A 15,557-nucleotide genomic window follows, 5' to 3' on the forward strand; every position below is an offset into this window, starting at 1 on the left:
AGTCGTGCCGGACAGACGTTCACATCGCCGCGTTCTGGCTGCGGTGGATGCCGTATGTGACGCTGCGGCGTCGTCGGAGGCTGTGTCACTGCTGACGGTGGTGCAGACAGTCGCCCGCGAGCGTGGGCGCCCGATCGAGATCGATCTGGAAACCCCGCTCGCCACCGGAGTGTGCGGTCAGCGTCGAGCCTACGACGATCACGATGTCATCGTCCTGGCTCCCGGACTGCCCAATGTCGAGCGGACCCTGGCACATGAGTTGGGGCACATAGTGTTTCGTCACGAGGGTGCCGAGATCGCCGAGGCGACGCTCGAAGTCAGTGACGATTTGATCGCGTACATGCTGAGTCAACGTTCTTTGCGGCGCAACGAGCCCGTGCCGATGGATGACATCGCCGAGTGGGAAGCCGAGACGTTTGCGTCCATGTTGATCATGCGTCTGCGAACGATGAGTGGCCGTGGGACACCGCTGTCGGTGTTGCGGTACGACGAGGCGATCGGATGATCTTTTGGGCTGTCGCCCTTCTCGTCTGGGTTGCAGCCGGCGCGAGACTGGGTCGAGTTGTCGCGCGCACCGCTACGCCCTTGCGAATGTCGATGGTCTTTGCCGGCTTCTCGGTCGCATTGTCCTCGACGGTCATGGTGCCGGCGGTGTGGGACATCGTCGATCGCATTGCACCGGAGCAGCATGCCGCAGCGATGATCGTCATCGTGTTGTGGACAGCGTTGTCTGCGGCCAGCGCAGTCGGTGCCGTGTCTGCCTGGCCGGTGATGTCGCGCCCAGCTATGCGCGGTCTCGCTACGGTGCTGTACTCGGTGGGGCTGCTGGTGGCGATCGCGGTTCTTTTCGGTTACCCGGCGCCGGCTCTGATCTTTGTCATAGTCGCTCTGTCCCTTGTCATTTCGACAGGTCTACGGCACGTGGCGTGGGCGCCGTTGGGCCGTGGTATCGCATTGATCGTGACGGGTTCGTCGATCCTGCTTGTCGTGGTCGTCGTGATGCTGGTCGAATCGATCGGTGGCACAGGAGCACTCGAATCGGATGTCTGGACGGGCGCAGGGGTTTGGTTCATCGCTGCGTCGAGTGTTCTTATAGCGCTGGGCATCACATGGGTGCTTCTCGAGACCTGGTTGCGCGCACGACGAGATTTGTATCGTCTGCGGCGAATGCATGCGCTTCTCGTCAAGCGATTTCCCGAGGTTGTCGACGCGGACAGTGCCGGAAGTACGTCTGTGCTGCGAGCATCGGACATGATCGCCCAGATCATGGATGCAATGTACATCCAGTCCGGCGCCGGGATGTTCGACGTCGGCGGACAGGAACCGCCACGGGCAGTCACTGCACATGCGGGAATAATGGCAGGGTGGATCGCGGATCCGTTGGCCTCGGATGTGTTGGACACCAGGTGGATTGCACCACCGGAGAAGATGTCTGCGCGCCGCTGGGTCTTGTTGTTGGCGAAAGAACTTGATGAAACGACAAAAGTAGGTCGACGTTCATAGTCGACCTACTCCATGTCATTTCAGTATTTCAGTGCTCTCGCCACTTCAGCACTTTCGCATCAGCGTGACGCGTCAGGCGGTACCTCTGGCAATCCTTCACTCGCGCGGAGCTTTTCAGCCATCGTGGTGAGCAGGTTCTGCGATTCTTCCGAGAGGTCGAATGCACGGCTCGAGAGGCGGCGAAGACCGTAGCCTTGGAGCTGCGAGAGCAGCTCGAGGTCGTGATCGATCTTGGCTGCGTAGATGTCGTTGAAGAAGTAGTCGGGCTTCACCTTGAAGAACCTGGCGAATGCGGCGACTGTCTCGTCGGACGGATTGGTGCGCTGTCCCGAGCGGAGCTGCGAGATGTACGGCTTGGAGATCTGATGGCCGTCTTCGATGAGCGCTGCCGCAACCTCGGCATTGGTGTGGGGTTTGCGCCCCGGAGGATGAACACTGTCGAACAGTTTGTTCAATCGTTCTGCAAAGTCAGCCATTGTGAACCGCCCCGTAATCCTCTCTAGCTAGCAATTGTCCGTTCAGTGAATCCTACGGTATCACGCGGATAACCGATCGGTAGCTCACCGTAGTCTGTTTAGTGGACTAGTTGTCAAATGTGTCCGAGATTCGATTCATCGGGTCGTTGAGTGCTCAGCTATGTCCCAGCGCACATTGAGTATCCGCCGCACGGAAATGCGCAGCTACGGCTGCGCTATTCGAACCTTCCAGTACTTGGCTAATATGCCCATTATCAAACTATTTACCTGTTTTGGCGATATTAGCTAAGCGTTAGCCTGGTTTTTCGAGAGTGTTTCGGTTGAAAAACTGCAGTTCAGAGACGGTTTGAATGAATGGGGCCGCAATCTGACTGCTTATTCGCGATGTCGTGGGGATCACTTCTGGGTTGAACCTTGAACGGTTTGCCGGAATGCGATCTGTGCTAGCTAAACCCGCTGGACAGGTGCAGAATTGTGATATGAAACACACGATGAGCGATGACGAACTGCGCCGCGCAATCCGTGAAATTCAGGATCGAGCCCACGACGCGCGCAAGCGCGGGGACGATGTAGCGGCGGAAGAACTCGACCGTACAGTCAGGGGCTATCAAGAGCAGATGATGCAGCGTCTGTAGTACTGCGTGCGGTCGTCTCCACCGAACATTTTTGGAGTGCGGCCTCACTCGCAGGTCGCCTTGCGTGTTTCGGGGCGGCCGCACCGTGCGTGCGTAGACTTTCCCGCATGTCCACAGTACGAGTGCGGGGGAGTGTTCATCCATGTCTGTAAGGTCGCTCGACGGCAAGAAATGCCTGATCACCGGCGCTGGTAGTGGAATTGGACGCGCAACCGCGCTGCGCGCATCCGAGGCTGGTGCAGAATTGTTTCTCACCGATATCAATGACCTCGGATTAGAGGAGACCGTTGCGATGGTCGGTGCCGGCGGCGGCACGGTCAGCATGGCGAAGGCGCTCGACATCTCGGACTACGACGAGGTCGTGAAATTCGGTACCGAGATTCACACTCAATTCTCTCCGATGGATGTCGTCATGAATATCGCCGGCATTTCAGCTTGGGGAACTATCGAGAACCTCGAACATCGGCATTGGAAGTCGATGGTGGACGTCAACTTGATGGGGCCTATTCATGTCATGGAGACGTTTGTTCCGCCCATGATTCGTGCAGGCAAGGGTGGACATCTGGTCAATGTGTCTTCGGCCGCCGGACTCTTGGCCCTGCCGTGGCACGCTGCCTACAGTGCGAGCAAGTTCGGCCTTCGCGGGGTCTCCGAGGTGCTGCGATTCGATCTGAAGCGGCACGGGATCGGCGTCAGTCTGGTTGTGCCTGGTGGGGTGAAGACGCCTTTGGTGGGAACCGTGGAAATCGCGGGTATCGACAGGGATGACCCGCGGGTAAAAAAGCTCACACATCGGTTCGAGAAGCGTGCGGTTTCGCCGGAAAAGGTGGCGTCGTGCATTGTTCGGGGGATCGAGAAGAACAAGTATCTCGTTTACACGTCCAATGACATCCGTTTCGGATACTGGTGGGCGCGCAAATTCGCCCCGCCTTACGAGTTCGTCATGCAAAAAGCGAACGACCAGTTCGGTAAATTGCTCAAGCGATGAGCATTAACTCAGTCGGGACTTTTATCTAGTCGAATAGGGACCAAGGTCATGCCGAAGAGTTTTCATTTCGATATCGATTTCAAATATCCGATCGACGACGTTCATCGAACTTTGACAGACCCGAGTTATTGGGAAGTTCGACTGGGCGATCTGTATGCCACCTCGGACATCGCGGTACTGGACGGATCCATCGAAGTATCGGTGTCCGAGGAAATCGACTCCGCCTCCCTGCCGAGCTTGGTTGCGAAGGTTGCGCCGAGTCGACTCGGTCTGCAGCGGATCGATCGGTGGGGACCTCTGTCGGACGGGCGTGCGGCAGGTTCGGTGACTGGAATTGCGCAGGGACTGCCGATACGAATCGAGACGACGCTCGATCTCACCGCTGCCGAGTCCTGCACGCGGTTGGTCGTCGACGGAACGGCTGAGGTGAAGATGCCGATTATCGGCGGCCAGATCGAGAAGTTGCTGAAGAAGACCGTCGAGGACTTGCTGGGGCGCGATCGGGACGCCGTCGAGTCATTTCTCGCCTGAATCGGCGCCGAAATCGACCTCCAGAACGCGCGCACCCGGACCGGCGGACGCGAGTTGATCGTGAGGGTTGGCGAGGGCACACCCCTCCAGCGAGAGACACCCACAACCGATACAGCCGGTGAGGTTGTCTCGTAGGCGTTCCAACTGCTCGATGCGTAGATCGAGGTGGCGCCGCCACCCGGTCGACAACCTTTCCCAATCTGCGCGGTTCGGGGTCCGGCCTTCAGGCAGTGTGCCGAGTGCCTCCCGGATTTCCGACAGCGGAATTCCGACGCGTTGCGAGATTCTGATGAAGGCGACGCGTCGAAGCGTGTCTCGTTGGTATCGACGCTGGTTGCCGCTGGTCCGGCGACTGACGATCAGGCCTTCCCGTTCATAGAAATGCAGGGCTGAGACGGCCACACCGCTGCGCTCGGAGAGTTGGCCGGGCGTCAGTTCCTTGGCTTTCCACGACGGCATCTCCATGACGACTACCGGTCCGTTGCCCGATGAAGAGTGGCGTGGAGGTGATGCGTCAGCGGGGTGTCTCCATGCGCCATCCACACGTCGTATGTCAGCGTGTCGCCCTGGACGCGCAAGACGCGTCGGACGTCGTGAACGGGTTTTGCGTCGGGCGATGCTGCGAGCGTGAGACGGGTCAAGGCGAGAGTGCCTTCGGAGTCGACGGTGCCGCGGTGGATCTCGACAAATCCGGTGGGTTGACTGACGAGCAGTTCGAGTTCGCCACCAGGTGTTGGACGCAGGTATCCCGATTCCATGTGAAGCGGTCGGCCGTCGGGAAGCCCCCGAGTGCGCGACGAGTAGGTGACAAATGGTTTGGGAGTGGCCGCGAACTCGATCTCCTCGGAGTACTCGAAGTCGTCGATGGTCGGGAAATGTCCGGCTCCAGCGCCGACCCAGCGTCCGGTGAACCTGTCGATTCCGGCGCCGCTCAGCGCCACCTGATCCGTACTGTCCATTGTGTAGTCCTCTCGCCTGCGTCGGATCAGACGTTACGCGGGCCGGTAAGGCAGCTGCTTCTCCCTGCTGGGTGGGGCCTACGGGATTAGTGTTCACTCATGAACGCTTCTGGCTCCGTCCCCCTCGGTGTCGATTCCGAGGTGGGCCGCTTGCGATCGGTCATTCTTCATCGGCCTGGCGACGAGTTGAAACGGTTGACCCCGCGCAACAACGACGAGCTGCTGTTCGACGCGTTGCCGTGGGTGGACCGTGCGCAGGAAGAGCACGACCAGTTTGCGACCGTCCTTCGTGAGCGCGGCGTGGAGGTACTGCTTTTGTCCGATCTCCTCACCGAGTCGCTCGAGGTCAGTGGCGCAGCCAGGATCCAGGGAATCGCGGCTGCCGTCGACGCACGCAAGATCGGACACGCGCTCGGGCAACACCTGGCCGCGTACCTGCGACAGGTAGAGCCGAAGGAGCTGTCGTCGATCCTCACTGCCGGAATGACGTTCGACGAGCTGCCGATCGATGCAGACTCGACCTCGTTGGTGCGCAGGATGCATCACGGCGGTGACTTCGTGATCGACCCTCTGCCCAATTTGCTCTTCACCCGCGATTCGTCGTTCTGGGTCGGGCCGAGGGTGATCATCACGTCCTTGGCGTTGTCGGCGCGAGCTCGCGAATCCTCGATCACGGATCTCGTGTACGCCCATCACCCTCGATTCAAGGGCGTGCGACGCGCGTACGAGTCCCACACCGCTCCTGTCGAGGGAGGGGACGTGCTGCTTCTCGCTCCGGGGGTGATCGCAATCGGTGTCGGTGAGCGGACGTCACCCGCGGGAGCAGAAGCATTGGCGCGCAGCGTGTTCGACGACGGTCTCGCTCACACCGTGTTGGTTGTTCCGATCGAGCAGCGCCGAGCGTCGATGCATCTCGACACGGTCTGCACCATGGTCGAGGCCGACGCGGTCGTCATGTACCCGGCCATCCAGGACACTTTGTCGGCGTTCACCCTGCGCAAGGAAGACGACGGGGTGAGTATTCGCGGTGCGACGCCGTTCCTCGAAGCAGCGGCGGACGCCATGGGAATCGGAAAACTTCGTGTGATCGACACCGGACTCGACACGGTGACGGCCGAGCGCGAGCAGTGGGACGACGGCAACAACACGTTGGCCGTCGAACCTGGCGTCGTCGTCGCGTACGAGCGCAACGTCGAAACGAACGCCAGGCTCGAGGCCTCGGGTATCGAGGTCTTGAGAATCGCGGGTTCCGAACTGGGCTCCGGTCGTGGCGGGCCTCGGTGTATGTCCTGTCCGATCGCCCGCGATCCGCTGTGAGTGGTAGACGCTGTCAGAGAATCTCTTCCACCTTGGCTGCCGGACGCGCGAGCACGGTGCCCTTGTCAGTGACGACGAATGGGCGTTCGATCAGAATTGGGTGCTCGATCATCGCGTCGAGGATCTCGGATTCGGAAGCGTCGGCGAGTCCGAGTTCCTTGTACTGCGCTTCGCGCTTGCGAACCGCTTGACTGGGCTCGAGGCCGGCGTCGGCGAGGAGTTTTTCCAGCTCGGATCGGGTAGGCGGAGTATCGAGGTACTTGACGATGGTGGGTTCGATTCCGGCATCCCGGATGAGCCCGAGAACAGTCCGCGAGGTGTTGCACCGTTGATTGTGGAAGATGGTTGCAGATGCCATGTTCGTCATTCTGCCTCTGCGTCCGAACTCGTGGGACAAACAGGGGAACAACGGGCCGCTCCGGCGTGCTGCACTTGAAGTACCGACGTGTGAGGAGAAAACGATGACGGAACATCGAAGTGTGGACGAACGACGCGTAGTCATTGCCGGTGGGCACGGCAAGATTGCGCAGCACCTGACATACCTGCTGGCCGGGCATGGTGATCGGCCGGTAGCGCTGATCCGCAATTCTGCGCACGAGGGTGCTGTCCGCACGCTTGGCGCGTTCCCAGTGGTTATCGATCTGGAAACGTCGACGGTCGAGGAAGTTGCGAAGGTACTCGACGGTGCCGACGTCGCGGTCTTCGCCGCGGGCGCCGGACCGGGCAGCTCGATCGAACGCAAGGACTCCGTCGACCGAGCGGCGGCCGTGCTGTTGGCCGATGCCGCCGAGAAAGCAGGAGTGCGTCGGTTCATCCAGATCAGCGCCATGGGTGCTGGTGACGACGTGCCAGAGGGCACCGACGAGGTTTTTGCCGCGTATCTGCGGGCGAAGACTGCGGCGGAGGAAGACCTCCAGGCAAGGACTTCGCTGGACTGGACGATTCTTCGGCCAGGCCTCCTGACGGACGACGACCCAACCGGTGAAGTGTTGCTTGCACAGCCGCCCGTCGATCGCGGCTCTGTTCCGCGTGCCGACGTTGCCGCCGTAGTGGAGGCGCTCATCGATGCGCCGTCCAGCGTCGGCAAGATATTGGTTCTGACCTCCGGCCCCCATACGATCCGCGAGGCTGTTGAGGGTCTGTGATCGAGAAGATGCTGTGGCCTGTGACTGAGAAGATACGACGAGGGTGACGATGAAGATCGCGATCGAACACGATTCCTCCACGGCTCCGTACGACCAACTGCGGCAACAGATTATCGAGCAGGTTCACGGCGGCGGATTGATCGCGGGAACCAAGATCCCGACGGTGCGGGCGCTCGCCTCGGAGCTGGGTTTGGCGGCCAACACCGTTGCGAAGGCTTATCGCGCGCTCAGCGATCAGGGCGTCATCGAGACGCGGGGAAAGCAAGGGACCTTCATCGCCTCCGGGACCGATCCGGTGCAGGCGCAGGCCGAACAAGCGGCGACTGCGTTTGCGCACAGCGTCCGCTCGCTCGGGTACACGGACAGTGAGATCGTCGCCATGGTGGAGTCGGCATTGAGAGGTGCGTGACACAGTGATTAAGTTGACGCTTCAAGTTAAAGCTGTCAGTCTTGGCTCATGAATTCGTCGATTGCTCGTGACCTCGGACTCCTCATCGCCCGTGTCGGCCTCGGGATCATCTTCATCGCCCACGGTTGGCAGAAGTTCTTCACCTACAAGATCGCCGGAACGCAGGCCGCATTCGAAGGGATGGGCGCCCCGCTCCCCAAGATTTCTGCAGTTCTCGCCGCATCCATCGAACTGGGCGGCGGAATCCTGCTCATCGCGGGTCTGCTGACCCCGCTCGTCGGAGCGCTCTTGTTCCTCGACATGGTCGGCGCGTTCTTCATCGTGCACGCGGACAAGGGTGTCTTCATCGACAACGGTGGCTACGAACTCGTCGTCGCTCTCGGTGTCGGATCGCTCTTGATCGCCGTGATCGGCGCAGGACGCATCAGCATCGACGGATTGATCGGCAAGGGCAACGGTTGGGTTAAAACCCCAGCTTGATCGGGGTGAGAAGGCGGGCTCAGCGGACGTTGAGCCCGCCTTCTGGCTTGCTTTTGGACCACAAAGTGACGAACGTAGTCATCTATGGTGACGAAATCTGATCGATCCGAACAAGATTCCGGGGCCAACGAAGAGCGTCCGGAGACGGGCTTTACTCGGGTAGGCGTTCGGACCGACTACGTGGTGTTTTCCGTGGCGGCCGCAGCGGTGTCGGCCATTGTCGTGTGGGGCCTGGTAGCTCCCGACAACCTCGACTCGGTAACCGGAAGTGTTCTCGGCTGGTTGGTGACCAACATCGGCTGGCTCTTCGTACTCGCAGCTTCGGCTTTCGTGCTGTTTTCCATCTACCTCGCGGTGAGCCGATTCGGCGACATTCCGCTGGGTAAAGACGGCGAGAAGCCCGAGTTCCGCACCGTCAGCTGGATCGCGATGATGTTCAGCGCCGGTATGGGGATCGGCCTGATGTTCTTCGGTGTCGCGGAACCGCTTGCGCACTACGTGACTCCGCCTCCCGGTACCGACGGCGGCGTCGGAACTGCCATGGCTACCACCATGTTTCACTGGGGTCTTCACCCGTGGGCGATGTATGCCGTTGTGGGCCTTGCCATTGCGTACGGGTCGTATCGCCGCGGACGCAAGCAACTGTTCAGTTCGGCCTTCATCCCGTTGCTCGGTCGCAAGGCTGAAGGGCCGATCGGCAAGGTCATCGACATCCTGGCAATCTTTGCGACACTTTTCGGAACCGCAGCATCCTTGGGGCTCGGCGCACTGCAGATCGGCTCCGGTTTCGAGGTAGTCGGCTGGATGGAAGAAGCCGGCGTGTTCCTGCTCGTTGCCATCGTCGCGGTGCTCACCCTGGCGTTCGTCGCGTCCGCGGTTTCCGGTGTGGCCAAGGGAATTCAGTGGCTCTCCAACATCAACATGGTGCTCGCGCTGGTCTTGGCCCTGTTCGTGTTCGTTCTCGGGCCCACCGTACTGATTCTCAATCTGCTCCCGACGACCATCGGTGCATACGTTTCCGACCTTGCCCAGATGTCCGCCCGCACGGGTGCGTCGTCGAATCCTGAAACGGGCGCGTGGCTTTCGTCCTGGACGATCTTCTACTGGGCATGGTGGGTTTCCTGGACGCCGTTTGTCGGCATGTTCCTGGCGCGCATCAGCCGTGGTCGTACGATCCGTCAGTTCATCGTCGGCGTCATCGCCGTTCCCACGACTGTCAGCTTGCTCTGGTTCGCGATCTTCGGCGGCGCAGGCATCGGCGAGGAACGCGACGGAATCGGCTTGTCCGGCCGAGGCTCGGAAGAGGCTCAACTGTTCGGCATGCTCGACAATCTGCCGTTGGCCGGAGTGACGACTGTCCTGGTCATGCTGCTCGTCGCAGTGTTCTTCGTCTCCGGCGCCGACGCTGCGTCGATGGTGATGGGGACGCTCTCGCAGCGCGGAACGCTCGAACCGAGTCGCTGGGTCGTGGTGTTCTGGGGCATGTTGACCGGTGGCGTCGCGGCGCTTCTGCTGTGGACTGGTGGTTCCGAAGCGCTCGACGGCTTGCAGACGATGACGATCATCGCTGCGGCGCCGTTCGTGCTTGTCATGATCGGACTGTGCTTCTCGCTGTACAAGGATCTTTCGCACGACCCGATCATCGTTGCGGCGAAGGAGCAGAAACGCGCACTCCTGCGCCCGCGGCGGGGGCGTCGCGTCGGTAAATCGGCGGAGTAACCGTGAAAAGAAGGAGGCACCGAACTGGGTTCGGTGCCTCCTTCTTTTGTCCTGTTACTTCCAGCTCGGCAACCACAGGTGGTTCTGCCACGATTCCGGCGTGATCGGCATGGCGGTGAGTATCGGCCAGAGGTAGACGAAGTTGGCCACGACCAGACCGATGTACAGGCTGACCGCAAGAAGTCCGGTGGTACGACGCTCGACGGAGGCGCTCGCCTTGCCCAGAACGTCACCGAGGACGAGCGCAAATCCCATGACCATGAACGGGGCGAGCGCAACGGCGTAGAAGTAGTACATCTGGCGGTCCAGCGTCGCGAACCACGGAAGGTAGGCGGCACCGTAACCCGTCAGGACCACTGCGTATCGCCAATCCCTGCGCACGAACGTCTGCCAGATCGCCCACGCCAACATAGGCAGGGCCAGCCACCACATCGCCGGTGTGCCGATCAGCATCACGGCCTTGACGCAGCTGGCGGCCCCGCAACCGGTGACCTGCTCACCGTCGGCGTAGTAGTAGAGCATCGGTCGCAGCCCCATCGGCCACGTCCACGGTTTCGACTCCCACGGGTGGTGGTTTCCGGCGGAGTTCGTCAGACCGGCATGGAATTGGAGAACGTTTCCGCTGTAGTACCAGAGTGAGCGCAGCGCGGAGGGGATGAAGGTCCACGTGCCGCCCTCGCCGATCTCGTTACCGACGGCGTGACGGTCGACGCCGGTCTCGCTGGTAAACCAGGCCCAGTAGCTCGCGAGGTACACACCCAGCGGAATGATCACCAGCGCATACAGAGCCGGTCCGATGTCGCGAACTGCAGTGCCGACCCAGGGGCGCTGCACGCGGTAGGCGCGGCGCGCTGACAGGTCGAAGGCAACACTGAGCAATCCGAAGAACAGAATGAAGTACATGCCGGACCACTTGGTTCCGCAGGCCAGACCGAGCAGGATGCCGGTGCCGAACCTCCACCACCGGAAACCCATCCGCGGACCCCAGGCAGAGTCGCCGATTCGGCCCTCTTCGTATACCTTCGCCATCCGTTCGCGGACTTGGTCGCGATCAACCACCAGGCAGCCGAGAGCGGCGAGGACGAAGAAAGCCAGGAAGATGTCGAGCATCCCCAGACGCGAGGAGACGAAGGTGACGCCATCCACGATGAGCAGGATTCCGGCAATCGCGCCGATCAGCGTGGAGCGCGTCATGCGGCGCACGATGCGGATGATGAGCAAGACCATCAGTGTCCCGACCAGGGCCGACGAGAATCGCCACCCCCAACCGTTGTAACCGAAGAGTGCTTCTCCGATCGCGATCATCTGCTTGCCGATCGGCGGGTGAACCACCAATCCGTAGCCGGGGTTGTCTTCGATGCCGCCGCCGGTGAGAACCTGCCAACCCTGCGGAACGTAGTGCTTCTCGTCGAAGACCGGGGTGCCGGCGTCGGTCGGATAGGCGAGCATCGTGAAGCGTGTGATTGCCGCGATGGCGGTGATGAAAGCGGTGACGATCCAGCCGCGCAATCTGTCGGTCGGGCCGAAATCAGGATCCGGTACCAGCGGCCCGGGACTACGCACTACCCGATCGCTCGTGGCGGGCGTTGGCCGCTCGTCCGTCTGCACAGTCACCTGGCAATCGTAGGCTGTCAGGTATGACTGGTCGTTTGGTACTCGCCGCAACACCCATGGGAGATGTCGGTGACGCGTCTCCGCGTCTTCGGTCTGCTCTCGCAACCGCCGACGTCGTCGCTGCGGAGGACACACGACGCACCAAGTCTCTGGCGTCCGCGCTCGAGGTCACAATCACCGGAAAGATCGTCAGTTTCTACGATCAGGTCGAGATTTCGCGGCTGCCTGCGCTGGTAGCCGACGTCGCCGAAGGCAAGACCGTCCTTCTGGTCACCGACGCAGGCATGCCGTCTGTCAGCGATCCTGGATACCGCCTCGTTGCCGCCTGCGTGGCCGAGAACCTCGCCGTCACGTGCCTTCCCGGTCCGTCGGCGGTGACGACGGCGCTGGCACTCTCGGGTTTGCCGGTGGAGCGGTTCTGCTTCGACGGATTCCCACCGCGTAAGCAGGGGCAGCGCAAGACGTGGCTCTCGGCCTTGGCAACCGAGCAGCGAGCGTGTGTGTTCTTCGAAGCACCCCATCGCCTTGCCGACTGCCTCGCAGATGCGGTGGAAGTTCTCGGGCCGAATCGGCGCGCGGCCGTGTGCCGGGAATTGACCAAGACTTACGAGGAGGTCAAGCGCGGCACTCTCGGGGAGTTAGCTGCCTGGGCGGCCGAGGGTGTTCGCGGCGAGATCACGGTGGTGCTCGAAGGCGCCGTGCTGGTGGCATCCGATCCTGCCGATCTTGTCGACGAGGTGGAAAGGCTGGTCGAGGGGGGAACGCGCTTGAAGGACGCGTGCGCTCTGGTCGCGACGGCCGGAGTATCCAAGCGTGAGTTGTACGAGACGGTTCTGGCCGCTCGCAAGGACTAGCGGGAGCGGTGCACTGCTGGCGCACCGGGACGCAGGTTGGCGTCGTCGGCTGCTGCCTGGCCGGCGTGCCAACCTTCGGCGTCGACGGAGCGCCCGCGAGTCTTGCGGGTTGTCGGGAACAGTCGATCGAATTCGGCGTCGACAGCCTCGGACGTGGTGGCGAGGATCGGTAGAAGATCCGCGACGTCCATCGATGCTGCGTCGGCCGCTTCGGCTGTGGCTTTGGTGCCTGCGTCGCGTAAGCGGTGTCCGATTCGGCTGGCAAAACCGGCCAGGAACCCCTTGCGGAACGATGTGGTGCGGGAGCCGCCGCGATTGCTCGAATCGGCGAATTGCATTGCACGGGTTGCCTGTACAAGCAGTGAGGTGAACAGCATGTCGACTTGCTGAAGGTCGACCGGAGTGCCGACGATGGTCGCGAGCGCGATATCACTGAACCACACCGTCCTGACACGATTCGATTCGCCGATCTCGGTCAAGAGGTGAACTTTTTCTTTCACGTACGGGTTCTCGATGTGAATGCGTCGTGCATTCACGGACGTGTCGGTAACCCCGGCGCGACTGTGGAGCAGTGCGGAATCGATCGCGTATCGCGTCATCAACTCCTGGGCCTTCGCGGTGAAGATCTCGGCTTCTTCCGCGAAGTTGGTGGCTTCCGCTTTGGCGAGTAGCCCACGAATTCGCTTGAGTACCTTGGCGTCAACCTCGGTGTCACCGACGCCGGCATAGCTGGTGTGGGTGCGTTGCGACGGCCAGGTGGATGGTGGCGCGAGCAATACCGTCCACTGAGGTAGGCGCATCCACGATCGTGTGACATCGACGATCTGCGAAACAAGGAAGTAGGGGTCCTGGAACAGTAGGCCCGCCGCGAGGGAGCGGAAAGCGTCGTCGTCCACGGTGATTCGAGAGGCGACGCGCCGAGACTTCGGGTACTGCTCGCCGATCGTCTGCAACTGCCCCACCCACTCGAGTGGTGCGCGATCCGACGCGCGGGAGGCGTTCGCGTCGAACAGGATGGTGGTGGCAGCGAGATCGGCGTCGGACGCGTCTTTGCTTCGGCGCGCCAGATGGATCAGATCTGCCGGTTGCCATCCGCGTTCGTAGGCGGCCGTCAGTTCGCTGACGAGACCCTGCGCCGCAGAGACGGATTGAGGGCTGACCTCCTGAGTGGACACCCGTGCTCCGTTCCAAGGCAGTGTCTGCGCCGAAGCGCTGGTTCGAATGTATGTTCTATTCGTAGTCATGGCTGGAGTGTGCACGTGGGGTCCGACACATCCGCCGGTAGACGGATATTTCGGACCCCACGTGCGGCACTCGTGCCTAGATCATTCCTCGACGAAGCGGGGGAAGACCGGTGCCGGAGCAGGCAGTTTCCGATTCGCGTCGATGCGAACCGCGATGTCGGTGAACTGACGGTTCTCTTCGCTCTGCCCAAGCAGATCGAGGATGCGTGACGCCGCGTCGGGCATGACGGGCTGAACGAGAAGGCCGACGATACGGACAACTTCGATCGTCACGTAGAGGACCGTTGCCATCCGTGCCGGATCGGTCTTGCGCAGAACCCACGGTTCCTGCTTGGAGAAGTACCGGTTGGTCTCTCCGAGGACGCCCCAGATGGCTTCCAACGCGAGATGCAGCGCTTGCACGTCGAACTCGCTGCGGCACTTGGCAAGCAAGGCATCCGCCGACGCCAGCATCGCCAGGTCGTCTTCTGTGAACTCGCCGGGGGTGGGGACCTGGGCGTCGCAGTTCTTCGCGACCATCGTCAGTGAACGCTGTGCGAGGTTGCCCAGTTCGTTGGACAGGTCTGCGTTCATGCGAGTCACGATTGCTTCGTGGCTGTAGCTGCCGTCCTGGCCGTACGAGATCTCGCGGAGCAGGAAGAAGCGGACCGCGTCGAGGCCGTACTGATCGACCATCGCGATGGGGTCGACGACGTTGCCGACCGACTTCGACATCTTCTCGCCCTTGTTGTACAAGAACCCGTGGACGAAGACTCGTTCCGGCAGTTCGATGCCGGCCGACATGAGGAACGCCGGCCAGTACACGGTGTGGAACCGTGTGATGTCCTTGCCGATGATGTGCAGGCTCGCGGGCCAGAACTTCTTGAACTCCTCCGAGTCGACGTTCGGATAGCCCACGCCGGTCAGGTAATTGGTGAGGGCGTCGACCCAGACGTACATGACGTGGTCGGGGTCGCCGGGAACCTCGACGCCCCAGTCGAACGTAGTGCGCGAGATCGACAGGTCCTTGAGGCCGCCCTTGACGAAGCTGACGATCTCGTTGCGGCGAGTCGTGGGGGCGATGAACTCGGGATGCTCTTCGTACAGTGCGAGGAGACGGTCCTCGTACGCCGAGAGACGGAAGGTGTAGTTGGACTCCTCGGTCCACTCCACCGGCGTACCGGTCTCGGTGGACTGACGGGTGCCGTCCTCGAGAAGCGTTGTCTCGGCTTCGGTGTAGAAGGCCTCGTCACGAACCGAGTACCACCCCGAGTACGTGTCGAGGTAGATGTCGCCCGATGCGGCCATCTTCTCCCAGATCGCCTTGCTGGCGACCTGATGATCTGCGTCGGTGGTGCGGATGAACCGGTCGTACGAGATGTTCAGGACCTTGTCGAGGTTCTGGAACACGTCGGAGTTCCGAGCCGCGAGTTCGCGGACGTCGATGCCCTCTTTGATCGCTGTCTGCTGCATCTTCAGACCGTGCTCGTCGGTGCCGGTCATGAAGAACACTTCATGTCCGTCCAACCGCTTGAAGCGGGCGAGCGCGTCCGAGGAGATGTACTCGTACGCGTGGCCGATGTGCGGAGCGCCGTTGGGATACGCGATCGCTGTCGTGATGTAGAACGGCGGTCGTTCCGCGCCTTCCGAGGCGGCGGAGTCCGGGCGCGGGGTCTGGGAGGGTGAGGCAGGCACAGTCATGGT

The 15,557-nt window shown here is 61.5% G+C and carries 18 protein-coding genes; 11 read left to right on the forward strand and 7 right to left on the reverse strand.

Annotation, left to right across the window (positions count from 1 at the left end):
* Nucleotides 1–4: 4 nt before the first annotated feature.
* Nucleotides 5–505, forward strand: coding sequence for an ImmA/IrrE family metallo-endopeptidase (locus ACFQ6Y_RS11380; protein WP_003946241.1), 501 nt, complete (start codon nt 5–7; stop codon nt 503–505).
* Nucleotides 502–1,503 (forward strand): hypothetical protein, encoded by a 1,002-nt coding sequence (locus tag ACFQ6Y_RS11385; protein WP_378632132.1) that lies wholly within the window; start codon nt 502–504, stop codon nt 1,501–1,503. Before ACFQ6Y_RS11380 ends, ACFQ6Y_RS11385 begins: the two co-directional genes overlap by 4 nt.
* 59 nt (nt 1,504–1,562) lie before the next feature.
* Here the strand turns inward: ACFQ6Y_RS11385 and ACFQ6Y_RS11390 are convergent, their stop codons facing one another.
* The gene (locus tag ACFQ6Y_RS11390) at nt 1,563–1,979 is read right to left on the reverse strand and encodes a helix-turn-helix domain-containing protein (protein ID WP_003946231.1); all 417 of its coding nucleotides are present in this window, start codon (nt 1,977–1,979) and stop codon (nt 1,563–1,565) included.
* A 479-nt stretch (nt 1,980–2,458) separates the two neighbouring features.
* On the opposite strand from ACFQ6Y_RS11390, the gene ACFQ6Y_RS11395 reads away from it, so the two are divergent.
* The 3 genes from ACFQ6Y_RS11395 (at nt 2,459) to ACFQ6Y_RS11405 (ending at nt 4,133) form a co-directional block, all read left to right on the forward strand.
* A complete protein-coding gene (locus ACFQ6Y_RS11395) occupies nt 2,459–2,614 on the forward strand; it encodes a hypothetical protein (protein ID WP_166813907.1) in 156 nt (51 codons plus the stop codon).
* 142 nt (nt 2,615–2,756) lie between these two features.
* Nucleotides 2,757–3,602: an SDR family oxidoreductase gene (locus tag ACFQ6Y_RS11400; RefSeq protein ID WP_378532650.1), complete on the forward strand. Its 846-nt coding sequence runs from the start codon at nt 2,757–2,759 to the stop codon at nt 3,600–3,602.
* Nucleotides 3,603–3,650: 48 nt separating this feature from the next.
* A complete protein-coding gene (locus tag ACFQ6Y_RS11405; protein WP_378532652.1) occupies nt 3,651–4,133 on the forward strand; it encodes a DUF2505 domain-containing protein in 483 nt (160 codons plus the stop codon).
* On the opposite strand, the gene soxR is transcribed toward ACFQ6Y_RS11405, so the two are convergent.
* Together soxR and ACFQ6Y_RS11415 are read right to left on the reverse strand one after the other, a co-directional pair.
* Nucleotides 4,119–4,598, reverse strand: coding sequence for a redox-sensitive transcriptional activator SoxR (gene soxR / locus ACFQ6Y_RS11410; RefSeq protein ID WP_050654499.1), 480 nt, complete (start codon nt 4,596–4,598; stop codon nt 4,119–4,121). The genes ACFQ6Y_RS11405 and soxR overlap by 15 nt on opposite strands.
* A gap of 5 nt (nt 4,599–4,603) precedes the next feature.
* Nucleotides 4,604–5,092 (reverse strand): FABP family protein, encoded by a 489-nt coding sequence (locus ACFQ6Y_RS11415; protein ID WP_378446437.1) that lies wholly within the window; start codon nt 5,090–5,092, stop codon nt 4,604–4,606.
* Between the two features lie 99 nt (nt 5,093–5,191).
* Here ACFQ6Y_RS11415 and arcA point away from each other — a divergent pair, with 99 nt between their 5' ends.
* Nucleotides 5,192–6,409: an arginine deiminase gene (gene arcA / locus ACFQ6Y_RS11420; protein ID WP_378532657.1), complete on the forward strand. Its 1,218-nt coding sequence runs from the start codon at nt 5,192–5,194 to the stop codon at nt 6,407–6,409.
* 13 nt (nt 6,410–6,422) lie between these two features.
* On the opposite strand, the gene arsC is transcribed toward arcA, so the two are convergent.
* Entirely contained in the window at nt 6,423–6,776 is a 354-nt protein-coding gene (arsC, locus tag ACFQ6Y_RS11425; protein ID WP_378532659.1) for an arsenate reductase (glutaredoxin), read from the reverse strand.
* 94 nt (nt 6,777–6,870) lie between these two features.
* Here arsC and ACFQ6Y_RS11430 point away from each other — a divergent pair, with 94 nt between their 5' ends.
* The 4 genes from ACFQ6Y_RS11430 to ACFQ6Y_RS11445 all read left to right on the forward strand — a co-directional run bounded on the left by ACFQ6Y_RS11430 (nt 6,871) and on the right by ACFQ6Y_RS11445 (nt 10,162).
* A complete protein-coding gene (locus ACFQ6Y_RS11430; RefSeq protein ID WP_378632136.1) occupies nt 6,871–7,554 on the forward strand; it encodes an SDR family oxidoreductase in 684 nt (227 codons plus the stop codon).
* A gap of 49 nt (nt 7,555–7,603) precedes the next feature.
* Nucleotides 7,604–7,963: a GntR family transcriptional regulator gene (locus tag ACFQ6Y_RS11435; protein ID WP_378632141.1), complete on the forward strand. Its 360-nt coding sequence runs from the start codon at nt 7,604–7,606 to the stop codon at nt 7,961–7,963.
* A 48-nt stretch (nt 7,964–8,011) separates the two neighbouring features.
* Nucleotides 8,012–8,443, forward strand: coding sequence for a DoxX family protein (locus ACFQ6Y_RS11440; protein ID WP_003946228.1), 432 nt, complete (start codon nt 8,012–8,014; stop codon nt 8,441–8,443).
* An 84-nt stretch (nt 8,444–8,527) separates the two neighbouring features.
* A complete protein-coding gene (locus tag ACFQ6Y_RS11445; RefSeq protein ID WP_378532661.1) occupies nt 8,528–10,162 on the forward strand; it encodes a BCCT family transporter in 1,635 nt (544 codons plus the stop codon).
* Between the two features lie 54 nt (nt 10,163–10,216).
* Here ACFQ6Y_RS11445 and ACFQ6Y_RS11450 read toward each other — a convergent pair whose 3' ends face one another.
* A complete protein-coding gene (locus ACFQ6Y_RS11450) occupies nt 10,217–11,776 on the reverse strand; it encodes a dolichyl-phosphate-mannose--protein mannosyltransferase (RefSeq protein WP_378632145.1) in 1,560 nt (519 codons plus the stop codon).
* Nucleotides 11,777–11,799: 23 nt separating this feature from the next.
* On the opposite strand from ACFQ6Y_RS11450, the gene rsmI reads away from it, so the two are divergent.
* Complete coding sequence (rsmI, locus tag ACFQ6Y_RS11455) at nt 11,800–12,630, forward strand: 16S rRNA (cytidine(1402)-2'-O)-methyltransferase (protein WP_378632150.1); 831 nt, start codon at nt 11,800–11,802, stop codon at nt 12,628–12,630.
* Here rsmI and ACFQ6Y_RS11460 read toward each other — a convergent pair.
* Together ACFQ6Y_RS11460 and metG are read right to left on the reverse strand one after the other, a co-directional pair.
* On the reverse strand, nt 12,627–13,805 hold the full coding sequence (locus tag ACFQ6Y_RS11460) for a DUF2786 domain-containing protein (protein WP_378632154.1): 1,179 nt from the start codon (nt 13,803–13,805) through the stop codon (nt 12,627–12,629). The genes rsmI and ACFQ6Y_RS11460 overlap by 4 nt on opposite strands.
* A gap of 150 nt (nt 13,806–13,955) precedes the next feature.
* Nucleotides 13,956–15,554 (reverse strand): methionine--tRNA ligase, encoded by a 1,599-nt coding sequence (metG, locus tag ACFQ6Y_RS11465; protein ID WP_378446444.1) that lies wholly within the window; start codon nt 15,552–15,554, stop codon nt 13,956–13,958.
* Nucleotides 15,555–15,557: the final 3 nt, after the last annotated feature.

This window comes from Rhodococcus sp. NPDC056516 (genome assembly GCF_042794655.1).
Taxonomy (GTDB): domain Bacteria; phylum Actinomycetota; class Actinomycetes; order Mycobacteriales; family Mycobacteriaceae; genus Rhodococcus_F.